Origin of the sequence: Caloramator sp. CAR-1, from assembly GCF_030546345.1 — a bacterium.
In the GTDB taxonomy this organism is placed as follows: Bacteria; Bacillota; Clostridia; order Clostridiales; family Caloramatoraceae; genus Caloramator; species Caloramator australicus.
This window is the reverse complement of sequence record NZ_JAUONW010000039.1, coordinates 56,564-72,591: the sequence shown is the minus strand read 5'-3', so window position 1 is coordinate 72,591 and position 16,028 is coordinate 56,564. Positions and strand designations below refer to the sequence as shown.

Below are 16,028 nucleotides of genomic sequence, written 5' to 3'. Positions count from 1 at the left end.
GCCTTCAAGGTAAGTAAGAAGAAAATAAAAGAAGCGATAAGAAAGATAAATAAATCTTCACGTGAAGTTATGAATAATATAACGATATTGAACATAGGGAAAGTAACGCCAATTTACAGGATATTAAAATCAATAAAATATGAAAATATAATTTAAGTTTTTTAAATTTAACAAACGCCTTGAAACTAGCTAATTTAAGGGGTTGTCTATAAAAATTAACCTACAATATCTTGACACTATCGTTTTCTAATAAATTATTGACACAACCTTATATATGTGCTATCATTACAAAAAGAACCTTTAACTCTGGTCCTGTGAGGCCGGGAAGGTGGGCAAAGGAATACTTATATGTTTATAGGATTGCTATGCCTTCCCGCAAGGGAAGGCTTTTTATATAACCTTTAATTTAGCCCAGCGAGGCTAGAAAGGAGAGATAATATGTTAAAAGGAAGACATCTTTTAGACCCAATGGACTTTACAACTTCAGAAATCGACGAGATTTTAGAGCTTGGAGGAGAAATCTCAAAAAATCCAGAAAAATTCTCAAAGGCATGTCAAGGAAAGATTCTTGCAACTCTTTTCTATGAACCCAGCACAAGAACAAGATTTAGCTTTGAGGCAGCGATGTTAAGACTTGGAGGGCAGGTAATAGGTTTTTCAGAACCAAATTCATCATCAGTAGCAAAGGGTGAGAGCATAGCAGATACCATAAGAACTATCGCTTGCTATGCAGATATTGCCGTTATGAGGCATCCTAAGGAAGGAGCTCCAAGGGTTGCAGCGATGTATTCTTCAATTCCAGTTATAAACGCAGGCGATGGAGGGCATCAACATCCAACTCAAACATTAACGGATCTTCTAACTATAAAATCTTTAAAGGGCACTCTCTCAAATCTTACCATAGGTCTTTGTGGCGACTTAAAGTTTGGAAGAACTGTCCACTCCCTAATTAAAGCCATGTCAAGATACGAAAATAACAAATTTATCTTAATTTCCCCAAAGGAGCTTAAGGTTCCCGATTATATAAAAAGGGAAGTATTAGAAAAAAACAATATAGAATTTTTAGAAGTTGAAAGGATGGAGGATGTTATAGGGAAATTAGACATCCTTTATATGACCAGGGTTCAAAGGGAAAGATTTTTTAACGAAGAGGAATATTTAAGGCTAAAGGATAGCTATATCCTCGACAAGGCAAAATTAAAGGGAGCCAAAGAGGATATGATAATACTGCATCCTCTTCCAAGGGTTAATGAAATTGCAGTTGAGGTTGATGAGGATAAAAGGGCAAAATACTTTGAACAGGCAAAATATGGCATGTTCGTAAGAATGGCTCTTATAATGAAACTTTTGGGGGTGGAAGTATGCTAACAGTAAACAGCATAAAAAATGGAATAGTAATAGATCATATTAAGGCCGGCCTTGGGATAAAAATATTTAAAATGCTTGGGCTTGACAAGATAGATAGCGCAGTTTGTCTTCTAATGAACGTTCCAAGCGAAAAGCTTGGTAAAAAGGATATTATAAAGATAGAAAATGTAGTTGACATAGATCTTACAATCCTTGGGATACTTGATCCCAACATAACAATAAATGTTATAAAGGATGAGGTTATAGTTGAAAAGAAGAAGTTTGAGCTTCCAGAGAGGGTGGAAAATGTTTTAAACTGCAAAAATCCAAGATGCGTAACCTCTATTGAAAAATATATAGATCATGTCTTTTACCTTGTTGATAAGGAAAAGGGAGAATATAGGTGTATGTATTGCGATGAGATATATACCCTTTCGGAGGTTTGATTATGGAACTTTTAATAAAGAATGTTAATATTGTGGATAGCTCAAAGGCCTTCTGTGGAGATGTTTATATAAATAATGGAAAAATAGAAGATATAGGAATATTAAATAGGGACTGTGAAGTTTTGGATGGAGAAGGTCTATACCTTCTCCCATCCTTTGTAGATCTTCACGCCCACTTTAGGGAACCAGGATATGAATACAAAGAGGATATATTGTCAGGTTCAATGGCGGCGGTAAAGGGAGGATATACTGCCGTTAATCTTATGGGCAATACAAATCCTACCTGCTCTTATATGGATATAGTTGATTATGTCCTTGATAGGGCAAGAAGAATTGGACTTGTTGACATTCACCAAACCGTTACAATAACAAAGGATATGTTAGGAAAGGATATAGATCATCTTAAATTGATAGATGAAAGGGTTAAATTTATATCCGACGACGGAAAGGGTATAGTAAACAACAAAGTGATGCTCCTTGCCATGCAAGTTGCAAAGGAAAAGGGAATTACAGTGATATCTCATGCGGAGGATGATGAAATTTCAAAGATAGATACAAGGCTTTCAGAAAACTTAATGACAAAAAGGGATATAGAGCTTGCAAAGTTTACAGGATGCAGCCTCCATATAGCCCATGTAAGCACCAAAGAGGCGATGGAGGAGATAGCGACTGCAAAAGATAAGGGAATTAAGATAACCTGTGAAGTTACGCCCCATCATATTTTCGGAACAAGTAGTCTTAATTATAAAGTAAATCCACCATTGAGGGAAAGAGAAGATATAGAAGCTTTGATAAGGGCGATTAAAAGGGGATATGTAGATGCCATAGCAACGGACCATGCACCCCATACTAAAGAGGATAAGGAAAAGGGAGCTATGGGGATTTCAGGCATTGAAGTCGCCTTCCCTATATGCTTTAGGAAGCTTGTTCTTGAGGGCCATATAACTTTAAATAGACTTATAAAGATTATGTCTGAAAACCCTGCAAGGATAATGGGGCTTAACAAAGGAAAAATAGAGGTAGGATACGATGGAGACTTGGTTTTGGTTGATTTAAAAAAGAATTATAAAATTGATCCATCAAGCTTTTTATCAAAGGGGAAAAACAATCCCTTCGATGGATATGAAGTTTATGGAAGGGTAGTTTCAACTATAAAGGCAGGAAAAGTTCTTTTTAGGGGTGATTGATTTGATTATAGATAGGTTATATGAAGCAGTAGAAAAAAAGGGACATGTATGTGTGGGGCTTGACACTTCATTAGATTATATTCCAAAGGATTTTTTAAACAAGTTTGCATCCCCCTATGATGCTCTATTTGAATTCAATAAAAGGATAATAGATACAACGGAGGATGTAGTAGCCTGCTTTAAGGTTCAAATCGCCTACTATGAAGCCTTAGGAATAGAGGGAATGAAGGTCTATAGCAAAACTGTAAAATATTTAAAAAGTAGAGGGAATATAGTTATCGGCGATATTAAAAGATCCGATATTTCTGATACTGCAAAGATGTATGCAAGGGCTCACTTTGAAGGAGATTTTGAGGTGGATTTAATAACAGTAAATCCGTATATGGGAATAGATAGTATAATACCTTTTTTAGAGTATGTGGATAAGGAGAAGGGAATATTTGTCCTAGTAAAGACATCAAACCCCTCCTGCAAAGATCTTCAAACTTTATATGCAGGGGGAAAAAGGGTTTTTGAAAGGGTTTATGATTTCCTAAAGCCATATATCGAAAAAAATTTAGGTAAATACGGGTATAGTCCGATTGGTGCAGTTGTCGGATGCACAAACTCCGATGAGGCTCTAGATATAAGAAAAAAGTTAAATGGTATGTTCTTTTTAATCCCTGGGTATGGTGCTCAGGGCGGAGGGGCAGAAGACGTTAAAAGGCTTTTAGTAGATGGAAACGGAGGAGTTGTAAACTCATCAAGGGGGATTCTTTTGGCCTATAAAAAATACGAGGATGATTTCGATATTGCAGCAAGAAAAGAAGTTTTAAGGATGAGGGAGGAGATAACAAATGCAATACAAATCCCTTGATGTTTTAGAAAATGTAATGGTGGCTGAAAATATATATAAACTTACATTAAAGGGCGAATACGAAGTAAAGCCAGGGCAATTTTTCATGCTAAAGTCTTGGGAGGATGAGCCCATCCTTTCAAGACCCTTTAGCATATACGATAAAGGAGAGGATTATATTAGCTTTCTTTATGAGGTTAAAGGAAAGGGAACGGAGAAATTATCAAGATTAAAAAAGGAAGATAAGGTTAAAGCTTTAGGCCCCTTAGGAAATGGAATGGATATATCAAGGATAAAGGGTAAAGTTGCTCTAATAGGGGGAGGAATTGGGATAGCACCTTTGGCTTACTTTGCAAAAAAGATAGAGGCAGATGTTGACATATACTTTGGATTTAGGGATGAAGTATATGGGATAGAAAATTTAAGGAACAAAGAATTGTTTATAACCACAGAAAGTGGAAGGGTAGGTTATAAGGGTTATGTAACCGATATATTTAATCCTTTTGATTATAACCTAGTAATAACCTGTGGCCCTTTAGTTATGATGGATAAAGTTAAAAGGATATGCGAAAAAACTGCAACTCCCCTTTATCTTTTGATGGAGAGCAAAATGGCCTGTGGAATAGGAGCCTGCCTTGTATGCACGTGTAAAACAAAGGATGGGATGAGAAGGGTATGTAAAGACGGACCAATATTTAAAGGTGAGGAGGTTCTTTTAGATGCTTGAAGTTACTTTATGGGGGAAAAAATTTAAAAACCCTGTTATTGCAGCTTCTGGAACCTTTGGATTTGGAAGAGAATACAATGAACTTTATGATGTATCTATTCTTGGAGGAATTGCAACAAAGGGATTAACCCTTAAAAAAAGGGAAGGAAATGAAGGGGAAAGGTGCTATGAAACGGCATGCGGAATGTTAAATAGCGTAGGCCTTCAAAATCCAGGAATAGATTATTTTATAGAAAATGAACTTCCCTTTATGAAAAGCTTAAACACGGTTGTAATTGCAAACCTTAGTGGAGGAAGCATAGAAGAATATGTAAAGGGTGCAGAAAAGCTTGATAAAAGCGATGTAGATATAATAGAACTTAATATATCCTGCCCAAATGTTAAGGAGGGTGGAATGAACTTTGGAATAAAGTCAAAGGTTGCAAGGGAGGTTGTAAGGGAGGTTCGAAAAGTAGTTAAAAAACCTCTTATAGTTAAGCTCTCACCTAATGCTGAGGATATCGTCGATATGGCGGTATCCTGTGTAGAAGAAGGTGCTGATGGAATATCCCTTGTAAATACCTTTAAAGCTATGGCAATAGATATTTATAAAAGAAAGCCTGTGTTTAAAAACGTATTTGCAGGTTTGTCAGGACCTTCAATAAAGCCGATAGCCCTAAGGATGGTCTATGAGGTTTCAAAGGCAGTTGATGTTCCTGTTATAGGTATTGGCGGTATAAAAGACTACAAGGATGCAATAGAGTTTATGATGGCAGGGGCAAGCCTTGTGCAGGTTGGAACAGCAAATTTTATAAACCTCTTTGCCTGCATAGAGATTATAAAGGGAATGGAAAACTTTTTAAAGGAGCAGGGGACAAACAGCATAGAAGAAATTATAGGGATAGTTTAATGGAGGGATAGAGATGGATGTAATGAAAATTCTTCTTGAAACCGGTGCATTGTTAGAAGGGCATTTTCTTTTGACTTCAGGAAGGCACAGCGATAGATTTATAATGTGTTCTAAGCTTATGATGTTCCCGGATAAAGCTGAGGTTGTTTTAAAAAATGTGGTAGAAAAGCTAAGGGATGTTGAGTTTGATGTGGTTGTTGGTCCTGCGATGGGGGGAGTTTTGGTATCCTATGAAATTGCAAGGCAGATGGGAAAGGTAGCTATGTTTACTGAAAAAGAGGGCGAAGGTTTTGTCTTAAGACGAGGATTTGAAATAAAAAAGGGGCAAAAGGTGTTAATAGCAGAGGATGTTGTAACAACAGGGAAATCCTCGGGAGGCACCATAGAAGTTGTAAAAGCATTGGGAGGAGAAGTTGTTGGAATAGCCTGCATAGTGGATAGAAGCAGCAGGGAATTTGAATACCCAATATACAGTGCCATAAAGCTTGATATAGAAACCTATGAAGAAGCAGATTGCCCCTTATGCAAAAAAGGAATCCCTTTAATAAAGCCTAAAACACAAAAATCTTAATCTTAAGTGCCAGGCACTTAAGATTAAGATTTATTTTTATTTTTTGGATGGTATAATTTTGTATATGATATTTTCTGGTGGTTGGTGGTTAGGATGAAGACTTGTTTTGTAATATATTACAACAAACTTAATAGAAATAGTTTCAATGCCCTTTCGGCGGCGTTAGCATCCTTTGAGGAGACTAAGGATATTCCTATATATTTTATAAAAAAACATACGGATCTAATCAAAGATCTTTATGAAATAAAAGAAAAATATGAAAATGTTGTAGTTGGGATATCCTTTTTTACAACTCAAATATGGGAAGTTAAAGATATTGTCAAAAGTATAAAGGATAAACATAAGGATGTTTTACTTATTGCAGGTGGTCCCCATCCAACAGGGGATGTTGAAGGAACTTTAAGGATGGGGTTTGATTTGGTGTTTGTTGGAGAGGCAGAGGATACGATAGTTGAATTTTTCAAGAGAGTTTTAAAGGATGAAGATTACAGTAGTGTTAAGGGATTAGCATATCTTAAGGACGATGATGTGTTTTACACAGGTAAAAGGGAATATGTTGATCTTGACAAATATCCTCCCTTTCCATATATGCTTGGCAAATTTGGACATATTGAGATAACAAGAGGTTGTCCCTTTGCCTGCAATTTCTGTCAAACATCCCACATTTTCGGAGGAAAGGTAAGACACAGAAGCATAGAAAAGGTCCTGGAGGCCGCAGAGAGGATGATAAAAAGAAATTTAACGGATTTTAGGGTTATAACCCCAAACGCCTTTTCTTATCTTTCTGAGGATGGGAGAGAAGTTAACATAAAGGGACTTGAAATATTTCTAAGGGAAGTGAATAGACTTTATAAGCCTAAAGGGACCATAAATATAGGTTCCTTTCCCTCAGAAGTAAGGCCGGAGCATGTAAGGGAGGATACGCTTGAGCTTTTAAAGACATATGCAGATAATAAGAATATTATAATAGGGGCACAAAGCGGTAGCCCTTGTATATTAAAAAATTCAAGAAGAGGACATACCCTTGAGGATGTTTATAGGGCGGTTAAACTATCAGTAAAATATGGCTATATCCCTGATGTTGATTTTATATTTGGTCTTCCAGGAGAAACAGAAAGGGACGTTTTAGATACCATTAAATTTATGAAGGAACTTGCAAATTTAGGTGCAAGGATACATGCTCATACCTTTATGCCCCTTCCCCAAACAGCCTATAGCAAGGAAAAACCAGGGAGGATAGATCCTAAGATAAAGGAAACTATAAGCAAAATGTTAAAGGAAGATAAAAACGTAGTATTTGGAAACTGGACGGTTCAAGAAAGACAAGCGGAGAAAATATATAAATATCTAAATTATGGAATTATTTAGTGGTAATATTTTATAAAAATACGATATAATAATTATCAAGGATAGTTTAGGGGGAATTTTTATGGAAAAAAGATTATACAGGTCAAGGACAGATAGGATGATAGCTGGGGTATGTGGAGGTATTGCAAAGTATTTTGACATGGACCCAACAATCGTAAGGCTTTTATGGGTGCTTATTGTAATGCTTGGAGGTTCTGGGATACTTGCCTATATTATTTGCTGGATTGTTATTCCTGAGGAGCCAATAGGCTAGCTATTTTGGATTAGCCTTATATAATAACTTATTACGATTTGGGGGGATTAATTTGAAAAGGATTATTAAAGGGGGATTTATATACCCTGCTGTTGGACAACCCTTTAGGGGGGATGTATTAATTGAGGACGGGAAAATTAAAAAACTTGCAGAGAACATTGAAGAGGACTGCGAAATTATCGATGCTTCTGGAAAATTCGTATTTCCAGGGTTTGTCGATGCCCACAGCCACCTTGGATTATTCGAAGAGGGGGTAGGATCTATTTATCAGGATGGAAACGAAGCAACGGATCCTGTAACTGCCCATGTAAGGGTAATAGATGCATTTAATCCCGATGACAGTGCAATTGAAAGGGCCTTAAGTGGGGGAGTAACTACTGTTATGATTCTTCCTGGAAGTGCAAATCCAATCGGAGGTCAAGGGGCAATATTAAAATTAAGAAGCAAAATAGTTGATGAGATGATTATAAAGGAACCAGCAGGTTTAAAGATGGCCTTTGGGGAAAATCCTAAAAGGGTTTATGGAGGTAAAAATCAAACTCCTTCCACAAGGCTTGGGACAGCAGCAGTTATAAGAGGATATTTTATGAAGGTTCAGGATTACATAAAGAAAAAGGAAAACGCACAAAAAGAGGGAAAGGAATTTACAGAAAGGGATATAAAGCTTGAAATAGGAGAAAGGGTTTTAAAGGGGGAGATTCCAGCAAGGATCCACTGCCATAGGAAGGATGATATATTAACAGCTATAAGGATAGCTGAGGAATTTGGCTTTAAGTTTGTTTTAGAACACGGAACAGAAGGATATAAGATTGCTGATTATTTGAAGAAAAAGAACATTTCTGTTGTCGTTGGACCGTTATTTGGATTTAACACAAAGCTTGAGCTAAAGGACAAAACCTATGAGGCTATTAAGATTTTAAACGAAAAGGGCGTTTTAATTTCAATAATGTGTGATCATCCTGTAATCCACTTAGAACATGCTAATATTCATGCGGGTGTTGCCTTAAGGTATGGTGCAAAGGAGGAGGACCTAATTAAAATGCTTACCATAAACGGAGCAAGGATCCTTGGCTTGGAGGATAGGATAGGCAGTATTGAAGAAGGAAAGGATGCGGATATAGTAATTTGGAGCCACCATCCATTTGACTTAAGGGCAAGGGCGGAAAAGGTTTATATAGATGGGGAATGTGTTTACAGTATATAGGGCCTGATAATTTATCAGGCCTTTATAAAAATTTGGGGGGAGTATTATGGAAGTTTTAGATAAGATAAAGGGTTTGCAGCCAATCTTTTGGGAAAATCCAAAAAAATTAAACGCCGATGATGCATTAAAGAAAATAGATTTAACTTATGAGGATATCCTTGAGGCTGAGGATAGGCTTAAAAGGTTTGCACCTTTAATAAAAAAATTATTTCCTGAAACGGAAGATGGGATTATTGAATCACCTTTGATTGAGATAAAAAATATGAAATTGGAACTGGAAAATAAATACAAAAAGAAAATAAATGGAAGGCTATTTTTAAAGTGCGATAATTATTTAAAGGTTGCAGGTTCCATAAAGGCAAGGGGAGGAATTTATGAGGTTTTAAAACATGCCGAGGACCTTGCGATGGGGAATGGACTATTATCAAAGGATGATGATTATTCAAAGTTATCTGAGGAATCCTTTAAAAAATTTTTCTCAAATTATAAAATTGCTGTAGGCTCTACCGGGAATTTAGGTTTATCTATAGGTATTATGGCTTCGGCTTTAGGTTTTAAAGTGGATATTCATATGTCCCATGATGCTAAGGAATGGAAGAAAAAGATCCTAAGGGATAGGGGATGCAATGTTATTGAATACAAGGAGGATTATACAAAGGCAGTTGAAGAGGGAAGAAGGCAGTGTGAAGGCAATAAAAATGCTTATTTTGTAGATGATGAAAATTCAAAGCACCTTTTTTTGGGATATTCTGTAGCAGCCCTAAGGCTTAAAAGGCAGCTTGAAGAGTTAGGAATAAAAATAAATAAGGATAATCCTTTATTTGTATATTTGCCCTGTGGGGTTGGAGGAGCACCAGGTGGAATAACATTTGGGCTCAAACATGTATTTAAGGATGATGTTTTTTGCTATTTTATAGAGCCAACCCATTCACCCTGCATGCTTTTAGGCCTTGTAACAGGGAAACATGAGAAGGTGCATGTTAATGATTATGGAATTGATAATAAGACGGAAGCAGATGGTCTTGCAGTTGGATCGCCCTCAAAGCTTGTATCAAAAATAGCAGAGATTTTAATTGATGGTATCTATACAATTGAAGATGATGAACTTTTTAAACTTCTTGCCCTTTTAAAGGATAGTGAAGATATTAAGATTGAACCATCAGCGGCGGCTTCATTAAAGGGTCCACTACTTTTAGAAGCATCCCAAAATGCAATTCATATAGCCTGGGCTACAGGAGGAATATTTGTTCCTGACGATATTTATGAAAAAATGTATATTAGGGGTAAGAATATTATTTGAAAAATTGGATAAAATAAATCATATAATGTATTGAATTATGTTTTGGAAGGGTTGCTATGAAAAGAACTATTTTTCTTTCTTTAATTTTTCTTGTTCTTTTTACATCTGTTGTTTTTGCCCATAAACCTATATTTGAAACAAGTGATACTACCTTTGAAAAACCAATTGTTGTAAAGGACCACACTATAAGTTATGCAATTTATGGAAGTCTTGATAAAATCGATGACGTAGATTTTGTAAAATTTGAGGCAAAAAAGAAGGATCCTTTGTTTGTCCAAATGACAATTCCAATCATTAAAGGCAATGAGGACTTTAGTCCCTCCTTTGCTATTATCGGAAAGGGCATAAAGCAGAGGGATAAGCTCCCCTTTGATATTCCTGAAGGGTATGGAAGTTTAGTAATAAAGCCTTCACCTAAGGAATATTTTTATGAAAAATTCACCCAGACCAAATATTATATAAGGCAAACTATAAGGGGAGAAATTCCTGAGGATGGAGAATATTATGTTGCAGTCTTTTCAGATGGCGAAAAGGGAAAATATTCCCTTGCAATTGGTGAAAAGGAAAAATTTACAGTTGTCGATTGGTTAAAGATGCCTTTTATTTATGTAGTGGTTAAGTATTTCTTTAACCCATTTGCAACGGTTGCAGTCATAGGTTTTATTATTATATTAATCTTCTATATAGTTAAAAGAAGAAGGGCCTAAATTGGCCCTTGATTATTCTGCAAGTGTTTTATGAACATCCTTTAAAAGACTCCTTATAGGAAGCTTTTGTGGGCATATGTCTTCACATTTTCCGCATTCTTTACAGTTTTCAGCTCTATTTTCTTTATTTATGTAATTATTATAAACTTTTTTGCTTCCCTCTAAATCGTTGTATATGAAGGCACTGTTGTAAACTGAAAAATTCCTTGGAATATCAACACCAAAGGGGCAAGGCATGCAGTATTTGCAACTTGTGCAGCCAATTTGGTTAAGGCTTTTATATGTTTCCTTCACCTTTTCAATTAATTTTATTTCCTCCTCATTTAGAGAATAAGGATAAGCATCATTGATAACCTTTAAGTTTTCCTCTACCTGTTCAATTGTGCTCATTCCGCTAAGTAGCAAAGATACTTCTTCAAAGTTTAGGACATATCTTAATGCCCATTCGGCAGGTGTTCTTTTAACATTGTATGAATTCCAAATATCCTTTACTTTTTCTGGAGGCTCCTTAGCAAGTTTCCCTCCTTTTAATGGTTCCATGACTATTATAGAAATTCCTTTAGAATGGGCATATTTTAGTCCTCTTAATCCTGCCTGTTCATCTTCATCAAGATAGTTGAATTGGATTTGTGAAAAGTCCCAGTCAAAGGCATCTATTATATCTTTAAAAACATGGAATTCATCGTGAAAAGAAAAACCAATTTTATTAATTTTACCTTCATTTTTTGCCTTTACTAAAAAATCTAAAACTCCAAGGTTATATACCTTTTCCCATGAATTTTTTGAAAGGGCATGAAGAAGATAGCAGTCTATTTGGTTAGTTTCTAATTTATTTAGCTGTTCATTTAATAATCTTTCAAAATCATCCTTTTCATTTACAAGCCAAACGGGCATTTTAGTGGCAAGTAAAACTTTTTTTCTATAACCTCCCTTTAAAACTTCAGCAGTAAATATTTCACTATTTCCCTTATGATAAGGATATGCTGTATCTATGTAATTAACTCCATTATCAATTGCATATCTTACCATTTTAAATGCCTTTTCCTTATCTATTTGCCCCTCATCACCATTTAAAATTGGAAGCCTCATCATTCCAAAACCTAAAGCAGAAACTTCAAGGTCCTTTGCGAATTTTCTATATTGCATAACAACCCTCCTAAAATTCATATGGTTTACAAATTATCTCTTTGATTTTAGTTTCAAATATTGATGCTGCATGGGAAGGCCTTATCACAACGGCAGTATCAGCGCCTTCTCCTGTTCCTCCTATTGCTATTATATCTTCACCGTAGGGGATTAGCCCAGCATCAAGGGCCATAATTGAAATTTCTACAGCAACTTTAACACCTTGTCCGAGCATTCTAAGTGTATGGGCCATAATTTCAACAGGATATATGCCAGCAAATTTTCGAGATATTCCCCTTTCTGCACCAGATAAGACATGGGTTCCCGTATAAACTTTAAATCCAAGCTTTTTAAGATCTTCTATTGTTTTTTCGTCTATTTCCATAACTCCAGGTTCTTCAAAACCATTTACATGGGTTATAACTATAATATTTTTGCCACTACCAGCTAAAAACTTTGCAGTATATCCTGAACAGGATGCAACGACGATATAATCTATGCCCTTTTCTTCTGCAACCTTTAGGGCAAGTTCTATGGTTTTTGCTGTATTGTGCCTTCCTGAAGTCTCAAAATACATTTTAGCACCTCCTACTTTTATTTCTTAATAATAATTTTAATATATTTTTGCCAAAAAATGAAAATAGAATTTTGTTGTTTTCATTTATATAATAGTGTTATAATGTTTCATGGAGGGATTGTCATGGAAAACGATAAGGTTTTTGATCTTCTAACCAAATTGTATAGCGAAATGCAGAACGGCTTTAAAGAAGTTAATAATAGGTTAGACAGGGTAGAAGAAAGGCTAGACAGGGTAGAGGAAAGGCTAGATAGGGTAGAAGAAAGACTAAATAAGGTAGAAAACAATCAAGTGACTATGGAAAATGAACTAAAAGAGATGAAAAAGACTGTGTTTGATGTTATAGAGGGTGGAAAATCATCAAGAAGAAAGGCTAAATAACAGGGGGATAATATGAAACTTTTACTTTTATGCATAGCAGGGTTTGTTGCAGCCTTTGTGGATTCCATTGCAGGTGGAGGGGGACTTATTTCTGTTCCAGCCTTTATGCTCTATGGTTTACCACCACATATGGTTCTTGGAACAAACAAATTCTCTGCTACGACGGCATCTTTAACAAGTTCAATCAAATACATAAAATCAGGAACTACAAATAAAGAATTACTTAAATATTTATCGCCTATGACCTTTATTGGAGCTGTCATTGGCGTAAACTTAGTATTAAAAATAAACCAAAGGTATCTTTATGCTATGGTTTTAATCCTTATTCTTTTTGTTGGGATATATACGCTTTTTTCAAAAACGATTGGTCAAGAGGATAATTTTATTGGTTTAAATAGAAGAAACATATTATTGGGTATGATCTTAGCATTATTTATAGGTGGATATGATGGCTTCTTTGGACCGGGGACAGGCTCCTTTTTGATTTTTGGACTTATAAATATTTATGGTTTTAATTTTTTAAATGCTGCAGGCAATGCGAGGTTTTTGAATTTTTTGAGCAATATTGCTTCTTTAATAGTTTTTGCCTACAAAGGAATGGTGGATTATAGAATTGCAATTCCAGTTGCTCTATTTATGATTATAGGAGCACGCCTTGGAACTAAAGCAGCACTTTTTAAGGGATCTAAATTTATAAAACCTATATTTGTAACGATGTCTATTTTAGTTGCTTTAAGGATGCTATATAATTTCATAAACATATAAAAAGCAGGCAGATGCCTGCTTTATTAGTCTCCAAAGGATATTCCAACGCTTCTTGCAACCTGAACAAGTTCTCCATTTGGATCAACATATTTTTCTTTTCCTATAACGTCCTCAAGTGGAACATATGATATGTCGTCTCCCTTTAGACATACCATGTTGCCGAATTTCCCTTCTGCTATAAGGTCAACGGCTTTAACTCCGTATCTTGTTGAGAGTATTCTGTCGTATGTTGAAGGTGAACCACCTCTTTGAACATGGCCTAAAATAGTTGCTCTTATTTCATGGGTTTTTATTCTTTGCTCAAGTTCATTTGCAAGTTTATGGGCAATACCTCCAAGTCTTATTGGGTCTGGGCTGTCCTTTACTATCTTGCTTACTACAACTTCTCCTCCCTTTGGCTTTGCTCCTTCAGCTACAACAATTATGCTAAACAATCTTCCCATTTTTCTTCTTTCTTCTATCTTTTCAACTACTTTATCTAAATCAAAAGGTATTTCAGGAATAAGTATAACATCAGCGGAACCTGCGATTCCTGCATGTAGAGCAATCCAACCTGCATTTCTACCCATAACTTCAAGTATCATTATTCTATGATGGGATTCAGCTGTCGTATGTAGTCTATCTAGGGCTTCAGTAACAACTTCAATTGCAGTGTTAAAACCAAATGTGTAGTCAGTTCCCCCAAGATCGTTGTCGATTGTTTTAGGAACCCCAACAACCTTAACTCCCTTTCTTGAAAAATCCCTTGCACTTGTTAAAGTTCCATCCCCACCAACAACAACTAAGGCATCGACGCCTTCTTTTTTCATATTTTCAATCGCAACGTCGGAAACGTCCTTTTTAACAATTTGACCATTTTCTTCAACTTGGTAGTCGAATAAATTATCTTTATTTGATGTATAAAGTATTGTTCCTCCCTTATGAATAAGCCCAGTTACAGTGTCTAAAGTAAGAGGAATAAAATCGTTTAGATAAAGCCCCCTATAACCGTATTTGTAGCCAATAACTTCATAGCCGTATTTTAAAATTGCAGTTCTTGTTACAGCTCTTATTACTGCATTCAAACCAGGACAATCTCCACCACCAGTTAAAATAGCAATTTTTTTGATTTGCGACATTAATTACACCCCCGTTATTAAAATCTAACTTATATTATATATTGTTCAAGTAATATATAAAATATTTATTATATTCAAAAAAGTTATTTATTATTAACAAAAAAAGTTGATTAAAAGACAAAATGGATTTTTTGTCGATAAATAACCTTTTGAAATATTTATTATTTGTGTTATAATTAAAAAAAAGACTGCTAAATTTGACAGGCAGACCTCTTTAACTTGGGAAACCAGGTTAAAAAAAAGAGGTGGAATGCCATGAGGATGCTGCGCGAAAAAATAGAATACTTAAGAAGGAAGATGGATAGAAGATTAGAAGAAAAAAATTTTATTGTTGATGATGAGATAGTTAAGTTAAGCCAATTATTGGATAAGTTTATTGCAAAATATCAAAAAAGGCAAACGAAAATAAATAGGGGTTAGCCCCTATTTTTGTTTGCACTTCTATATAATGTAATTGACAAATTAAAATAATCAATTATAATAAAATTGTAAACGTTATGCACCCGTAGCTCAGCAGGATAGAGCAACGGTTTCCTAAACCGTGTGCCGGAGGTTCGAATCCTCTCGGGTGCACCATATCAAGCCTTCGGGCTTGATTTTTTATTTTTAAGTGGTGATTTTATGAATCATGAATATTTTATGAAAATAGCTCTTGAAGAAGCTAGAAAGTGTCTTTTTTTAGATGAGGTTCCCGTTGGAGCTATAATAGTTAAGGATGGGGAAATAATAGCAAGGGCTCATAATCTAAGGGAAACCTTAAGGGATGCTACAGCTCACGCTGAAATCCTTGCAATTAATGAGGCATGCAAGGCATTAGGAGGATGGCGCCTATTAGACTGCATTATGTATGTAACCCTAGAACCTTGTCCGATGTGTGCAGGAGCCCTTGTAAATTCTAGAATAAAAACTTTGATTTTTGGGACTAGGGATCCTAAGGCAGGAGCCTGCGGAAGCTTGTATAACATTGTAGCAGATGAAAGGCTTAACCACAGAATAGAAATCATTGAGGGAGTTTTACAGGATGAGTGCAGTAAACTATTAAAAGAGTTTTTCAAAGGCAAAAGAAAAAAGGATTGATAATTTTATATAAAAGTTGTAATATATATTTAGTATGGAGAGATGGCCGAGAGGTCTAAGGCACTTGACTCGAAATCAAGCGTGGGGGTAACTCCACCGTGGGTTCGAATCCCACTCTCTCCGCCAATGTCCGGCTTTTGCCGGATTTTTT

Annotated in this window: 19 protein-coding genes, 2 tRNA genes and 1 pseudogene; 19 read left to right on the top strand and 3 right to left on the bottom strand. The window is 35.7% G+C overall.

Going from position 1 to position 16,028, the window contains the following annotated elements:
* From Q3V94_RS10810 to Q3V94_RS10750, 13 genes and pseudogenes are all read left to right on the top strand, one after another.
* Positions 1-156, top strand: a pseudogene (locus tag Q3V94_RS10810) (UPF0236 family protein); the annotation flags it as partial.
* A gap of 282 nt (positions 157-438) precedes the next feature.
* Complete coding sequence (gene pyrB, locus Q3V94_RS10805; protein WP_303527611.1) at positions 439-1,368, top strand: aspartate carbamoyltransferase; 930 nt, start codon at positions 439-441, stop codon at positions 1,366-1,368.
* Positions 1,362-1,793: an aspartate carbamoyltransferase regulatory subunit gene (locus Q3V94_RS10800; protein ID WP_008908745.1), complete on the top strand. Its 432-nt coding sequence runs from the start codon at positions 1,362-1,364 to the stop codon at positions 1,791-1,793. The genes pyrB and Q3V94_RS10800 overlap by 7 nt, the downstream gene beginning before the upstream one ends.
* Positions 1,794-1,795: 2 nt before the next feature.
* Entirely contained in the window at positions 1,796-2,980 is a 1,185-nt protein-coding gene (locus Q3V94_RS10795; protein ID WP_303527609.1) for a dihydroorotase family protein, read from the top strand.
* Position 2,981: 1 nt separating this feature from the next.
* Positions 2,982-3,836 carry an orotidine-5'-phosphate decarboxylase gene (pyrF, locus tag Q3V94_RS10790; protein WP_303527607.1) on the top strand — a complete coding sequence of 285 codons (855 nt, stop codon included), beginning with the start codon at positions 2,982-2,984 and terminating at the stop codon, positions 3,834-3,836.
* Complete coding sequence (locus tag Q3V94_RS10785) at positions 3,817-4,542, top strand: dihydroorotate dehydrogenase electron transfer subunit (protein WP_303527604.1); 726 nt, start codon at positions 3,817-3,819, stop codon at positions 4,540-4,542. The genes pyrF and Q3V94_RS10785 overlap by 20 nt, the downstream gene beginning before the upstream one ends.
* A complete protein-coding gene (locus Q3V94_RS10780) occupies positions 4,535-5,431 on the top strand; it encodes a dihydroorotate dehydrogenase (RefSeq protein ID WP_303527602.1) in 897 nt (298 codons plus the stop codon). The genes Q3V94_RS10785 and Q3V94_RS10780 overlap by 8 nt, the downstream gene beginning before the upstream one ends.
* A 13-nt stretch (positions 5,432-5,444) precedes the next feature.
* A complete protein-coding gene (gene pyrE, locus Q3V94_RS10775) occupies positions 5,445-6,002 on the top strand; it encodes an orotate phosphoribosyltransferase (protein WP_303527601.1) in 558 nt (185 codons plus the stop codon).
* 93 nt (positions 6,003-6,095) lie between these two features.
* Positions 6,096-7,370 (top strand): TIGR04013 family B12-binding domain/radical SAM domain-containing protein, encoded by a 1,275-nt coding sequence (locus tag Q3V94_RS10770; protein ID WP_303527597.1) that lies wholly within the window; start codon positions 6,096-6,098, stop codon positions 7,368-7,370.
* Between the two features lie 61 nt (positions 7,371-7,431).
* A complete protein-coding gene (locus Q3V94_RS10765; RefSeq protein WP_008909394.1) occupies positions 7,432-7,623 on the top strand; it encodes a PspC domain-containing protein in 192 nt (63 codons plus the stop codon).
* A gap of 52 nt (positions 7,624-7,675) precedes the next feature.
* Positions 7,676-8,827, top strand: coding sequence for an amidohydrolase (locus Q3V94_RS10760; RefSeq protein WP_303527594.1), 1,152 nt, complete (start codon positions 7,676-7,678; stop codon positions 8,825-8,827).
* Between the two features lie 46 nt (positions 8,828-8,873).
* The gene (locus Q3V94_RS10755) at positions 8,874-10,127 is read left to right on the top strand and encodes a D-serine ammonia-lyase (RefSeq protein WP_303527592.1); all 1,254 of its coding nucleotides are present in this window, start codon (positions 8,874-8,876) and stop codon (positions 10,125-10,127) included.
* A gap of 56 nt (positions 10,128-10,183) precedes the next feature.
* On the top strand, positions 10,184-10,834 hold the full coding sequence (locus Q3V94_RS10750; protein ID WP_303527590.1) for a hypothetical protein: 651 nt from the start codon (positions 10,184-10,186) through the stop codon (positions 10,832-10,834).
* Between the two features lie 12 nt (positions 10,835-10,846).
* Here the strand turns inward: Q3V94_RS10750 and Q3V94_RS10745 are convergent, their stop codons facing one another.
* Together Q3V94_RS10745 and Q3V94_RS10740 are read right to left on the bottom strand one after the other, a co-directional pair.
* Complete coding sequence (locus Q3V94_RS10745; RefSeq protein ID WP_303527588.1) at positions 10,847-11,980, bottom strand: aldo/keto reductase; 1,134 nt, start codon at positions 11,978-11,980, stop codon at positions 10,847-10,849.
* Positions 11,981-11,990: 10 nt separating this feature from the next.
* Positions 11,991-12,536, bottom strand: coding sequence for a pyruvate kinase alpha/beta domain-containing protein (locus Q3V94_RS10740; RefSeq protein ID WP_303527585.1), 546 nt, complete (start codon positions 12,534-12,536; stop codon positions 11,991-11,993).
* Positions 12,537-12,659: 123 nt separating this feature from the next.
* Here Q3V94_RS10740 and Q3V94_RS10735 point away from each other — a divergent pair, with 123 nt between their 5' ends.
* Positions 12,660-12,917 (top strand): hypothetical protein, encoded by a 258-nt coding sequence (locus tag Q3V94_RS10735; RefSeq protein ID WP_303527582.1) that lies wholly within the window; start codon positions 12,660-12,662, stop codon positions 12,915-12,917.
* 12 nt (positions 12,918-12,929) lie between these two features.
* Complete coding sequence (locus tag Q3V94_RS10730; protein ID WP_303527579.1) at positions 12,930-13,682, top strand: TSUP family transporter; 753 nt, start codon at positions 12,930-12,932, stop codon at positions 13,680-13,682.
* Between the two features lie 23 nt (positions 13,683-13,705).
* Here Q3V94_RS10730 and Q3V94_RS10725 read toward each other — a convergent pair whose 3' ends face one another.
* On the bottom strand, positions 13,706-14,800 hold the full coding sequence (locus Q3V94_RS10725; protein ID WP_303527576.1) for a 6-phosphofructokinase: 1,095 nt from the start codon (positions 14,798-14,800) through the stop codon (positions 13,706-13,708).
* A gap of 255 nt (positions 14,801-15,055) precedes the next feature.
* Between Q3V94_RS10725 and Q3V94_RS10720 the strand changes: the two genes are divergently transcribed.
* The 4 genes from Q3V94_RS10720 to Q3V94_RS10705 all read left to right on the top strand — a co-directional run bounded on the left by Q3V94_RS10720 (position 15,056) and on the right by Q3V94_RS10705 (position 16,003).
* Positions 15,056-15,220: an aspartyl-phosphate phosphatase Spo0E family protein gene (locus tag Q3V94_RS10720; protein ID WP_303527573.1), complete on the top strand. Its 165-nt coding sequence runs from the start codon at positions 15,056-15,058 to the stop codon at positions 15,218-15,220.
* Between the two features lie 79 nt (positions 15,221-15,299).
* Positions 15,300-15,376 (top strand) — tRNA-Arg (locus Q3V94_RS10715).
* 45 nt (positions 15,377-15,421) lie between these two features.
* On the top strand, positions 15,422-15,877 hold the full coding sequence (gene tadA, locus Q3V94_RS10710; protein WP_303527571.1) for a tRNA adenosine(34) deaminase TadA: 456 nt from the start codon (positions 15,422-15,424) through the stop codon (positions 15,875-15,877).
* Positions 15,878-15,913: 36 nt separating this feature from the next.
* Positions 15,914-16,003 (top strand) — tRNA-Ser (locus Q3V94_RS10705).
* The last annotated feature ends 25 nt before the right edge of the window (positions 16,004-16,028 follow it).